The organism is Phytobacter massiliensis JC163 (assembly GCF_000321045.1).
Taxonomy (GTDB): domain Bacteria; phylum Pseudomonadota; class Gammaproteobacteria; order Enterobacterales; family Enterobacteriaceae; genus Phytobacter_A; species Phytobacter_A massiliensis.
On the sequence record NZ_HE578949.1, the window covers coordinates 8,014 to 11,556 of the forward strand.

Here is a 3,543-nt window from a genome sequence, read left to right on the forward strand (position 1 = left end):
CCGTCCACCAGCGCCAGCGGGCGGTGGGTGCCCGGCTCACAGATAAAGGTCTGCCATTCTGCACAGTCTTCGCTGCCCTGAGCCACCAGGCGGGTGCCCTGCCAGACGAAGAGGGTGGTTTCCCCGTTACGGGTTTTGCTCAGGCGACGGTTAAAGGCATCGTAGGTGTATGTGGTGACCGTACCGTTGGGCGTGGAGTGCCTGACCAGGCGGTGGCGGCAGTCGTTAATGGTTTGTCGCTTATAATAATGTCAAATCATTGTGTATTTTTAATGAGAAATAGAATGCTTCTGGACTACATATTTATTTTTTGTTTATACTATGCATAATGCTTTATTTCGTAGAGTGGCGAACGCAATGGATTGTTTACTAAGAGCTTATTATACAAAAGATTACATTAGGGTCTATCAGGCTTATTCTGATGCAATTGCTGATAGTGCATTAAAAAATGGAAAATTTGTTTCGCCACCATTTAGCTTTTCTCGAATGACATGGATTAAACCATCATTTCTCTGGATGATGTACCGAAGTGGATGGGGAAATAAAGATATCAACCAGAAAAGAATACTTGCAATCGATATTAGCCATTATGCTTTGTCAGAAATAATGAGGTTGGGGGTTAGTAGTAATTTTGAGCAGTCAGGATTTTCTTGTTTTGATGAATGGAAAATGCATGCAAATAATAGCGATATACTAATACAATGGGACCCCGACAGAGATATCGTTATGAAAAAAATGGAGAGGCGAACAATCCAGATTGGTTTGCGTAATGATGCAGTTGTAAAATATGTGAATGAGTGGATTATTAATATCTCAGATGTGACGGGGTTGTGCAAAGATGTTCAGAATCTTATTTTACGAGGGGAGATTCATCAGGCAACAGCTAAACTCCCCGTTGAAACCATATATACCTTATAAATGGATTATTGAATAGTAATTTACGTAATAGAATGTTTTTTTAATTGATGGCAGGCATTTTCTTTTATAACAGTGTTATTCGATTTTGATAGCAATTTTAATTTTTCGAATGACTCTTTGGTTGCTATATCTCCAAGCGCCCAGATACATTTTACAGCCAAAGCATACGAATCATCAAAATCCAAATAATCGAATTTCATAGTGCATGCTTCAAATAGAGATTGTACAGCCTGAGGTTTTTTCCATTCCTGTAATAGTCTGGCTATGTCTTCATGCTTATAATGCCAATCCTCCAGGATTATCTTGCAAAGTATCTTGAGAATATGGCAGCGTTCTATATCCTTATAAAGAAATAGTAAAATAACGACGTCTTCTAAGAGCTCTGCTGACTTGGTTTTGTTTGCATGGATTAGTTCGGTAAGAATAAAATGCGACAGGTTTTCCTTGCCCTGCTTTATTTTTTTGCTAGATCCTCTGCGCTTATTTTTTGCGCGTAAAAGAGATTAAATTGCTCCATGTCATAATCATTCATTTTAATTTTCTCTGAATAGTTGTATGTAACCTGATATTGATGTTAAAAAGCCCTAGGGCTTTCCCTGCGCCTAATCCTATGTTTATTTGTAACTTTTCATCTTTAAAGTAAGCATATTCATCTTTCCAGATTCCTCTATTTTTTTAATTTCATCTATATATGGCATTCCATCATATTTTTTGTTAATTTGGAGCGATCTATGACTCCAATCTCTTCAAGTGATTTGGTTGTGCCAGGGGCAAGTTTAAACTCCACTAAAACCCCATCATATCCTTCAGAAAAAATCTGTGTAGGGGAAGTAAATGTTTCTGATGTAGGTAATAATTCACCATTATCAACAAGATATTGATAATGTTCTTGCGACATTGTTCTGTAATATGTTTTAAATCCATCATTGTTTAAATCGAACAACCCCAGCGGATCCACCCAGCCCACCGGATTGCCACCCACATAAACATACGGGTTCAGCCCACCCTTCATCCCCACCGGGTCCGGCGTGATATACCGCCCGGTTTCCGGCTGATAGTATCTGTTCAGATTATTGAAGAGCCTGGACTCCTCATCCTGCCCCTGAAAATGCAGCGGGATTCAGTCGGATGTCCTGCCAGTCAAACAAGAGGGCAGTGTTATGCATATTGCCCAGGACGATTAAAGCGTCATAGTTACAGGTGATCATCATCCCGTTCGGGTGGTGTTGGTGGCCTCCGTCAGTTGGTTGTAGTAATTATAGTGGTAATGTTCTTCGCTGCCATCCGGCAGAATTCTTTGTTGGCCCGGCCTATAATTCCACTCTTGTGGCGCGTCAACAGGTGAGGCTATAAAGTATGTCTTATTTGTATTTCGCTTATGGCATTGTTATATAGTATCAATGCTGCGCAATTTATATACTTCGGGAGCTATTCGCCACACGGTCTTATCGGGAAGGTTAGGTAAGAAAGGATATCCTCCCATATATTCATTTTCAAATAAACATGACTGTTTTCCTTCCTCATCATGGGATATGCAATCAGCATAAAAATATTTTTCATAATCAGGAAGGTACTCTATCTTATCTGGATCATATCCAATGAAGCGGCGAATAAATTCTAGCAAATCATTTACCTGTACATCTGTTGACCACCATATCCATCCCTCACCCTGGCCAACCATTCCCAATGGCTCAAATTCAACATTAATCAAGTATTTTTCGGTGCTTTGTGGTGAACGATGAAAACTAAGTGAAACAACTATCTTATCAAAAGTTTCATTTAAAATTTCCCTATATATACATTTTCCCGCATTTTTTTTCACAAATTCAGTCATGCTTAATCTCCTTTTATTATAATTGCAGGTTTTAGTCTTATAGATAAATCTGTCAGCAATGTTAAATTATAATGCGCATTATATCTATGTTTGGCTGGTCCACTTGTATGAACTTCAACTGTATTACTTGGGTCTGCTTTGTTAATCAAGTCGCCTCGGTATGTTCCTGGAGGATCGAAAGTACCGGGTATATAATCACCTCCCCCCCCGGGCTTTAACTCAGGCATACTATCAAGAATCATTCTTGCTTCCTCCACGCTACTAACCGTTATATCCTCTCCATTCCTTAGTTGCTCTATCTGTTTATTCTGTTTGGATTTGTTATGATAAGTGACGTCGCCGGTATCGGGTAGTGCAGGCTCGTTAGCTCCCTTAGCGCTGTTCTCAAACCCAGTGTTGTCTTTTTTAAACAACCCCAGCGGATCCACCCAGCCCACCGGATTGCCACCCACATAAACATACGGGTTCAGCCCACCCATTAGCCCCACCGGGTCCGGCGTGATATACCGCCCGGTAGTCGGGTCATAATACCTGTTCAGATTATAAAAGAGCCCGGACTCGTCGTCCTCATACTGTCCCTGAAAGCGCAGCGGGTTTCTGACGTTTATCAGCGGGTTTCCGGTCCGCTCGTCGGTGTAAAACGCCTCGTCCAGCAGTTTACCATACGCCGTGAACGTGCAGCGGTAAACCACCCGGCCCCGGATATCAGTCAGGGAATGGGGCATGCCCGCGTGGTCAGTCTGATACCAGTACACCTGCGGTCTGAGCCTGTGCGGATGGCGGTATTTATG

The 3,543-nt window shown here is 41.6% G+C and carries 7 protein-coding genes; 2 read left to right on the forward strand and 5 right to left on the reverse strand.

Translation table 11 applies throughout. The features are described 5' to 3' along the window. Both ENTHG_RS26125 and ENTHG_RS20045 read left to right on the forward strand, forming a co-directional pair. Positions 1-329 (forward strand): hypothetical protein (locus ENTHG_RS26125; protein WP_237567509.1); only part of this gene is annotated, 329 nt, incomplete at its 5' end. Between the two features lie 28 nt (positions 330-357). After that, positions 358-918: a DUF4291 domain-containing protein gene (locus ENTHG_RS20045; protein ID WP_044184116.1), complete on the forward strand. Its 561-nt coding sequence runs from the start codon at positions 358-360 to the stop codon at positions 916-918. Between the two features lie 20 nt (positions 919-938). On the opposite strand, the gene ENTHG_RS25510 is transcribed toward ENTHG_RS20045, so the two are convergent. The 5 genes from ENTHG_RS25510 to ENTHG_RS23790 all read right to left on the reverse strand — a co-directional run. Further along, the gene (locus ENTHG_RS25510) at positions 939-1,118 is read right to left on the reverse strand and encodes a hypothetical protein (protein ID WP_145973675.1); all 180 of its coding nucleotides are present in this window, start codon (positions 1,116-1,118) and stop codon (positions 939-941) included. Positions 1,119-1,446: 328 nt separating this feature from the next. After that, the gene (locus tag ENTHG_RS26545) at positions 1,447-1,581 is read right to left on the reverse strand and encodes a hypothetical protein (RefSeq protein WP_489884340.1); all 135 of its coding nucleotides are present in this window, start codon (positions 1,579-1,581) and stop codon (positions 1,447-1,449) included. A gap of 22 nt (positions 1,582-1,603) precedes the next feature. After that, positions 1,604-2,038 (reverse strand): RHS repeat-associated core domain-containing protein, encoded by a 435-nt coding sequence (locus ENTHG_RS20050; RefSeq protein ID WP_081653649.1) that lies wholly within the window; start codon positions 2,036-2,038, stop codon positions 1,604-1,606. A 267-nt stretch (positions 2,039-2,305) separates the two neighbouring features. Further along, complete coding sequence (locus ENTHG_RS20055; protein ID WP_044184120.1) at positions 2,306-2,752, reverse strand: hypothetical protein; 447 nt, start codon at positions 2,750-2,752, stop codon at positions 2,306-2,308. A gap of 2 nt (positions 2,753-2,754) precedes the next feature. After that, positions 2,755-3,543: RHS repeat-associated core domain-containing protein (locus tag ENTHG_RS23790; RefSeq protein WP_145973683.1), on the reverse strand; the 789-nt coding region annotated here is incomplete at its 5' end.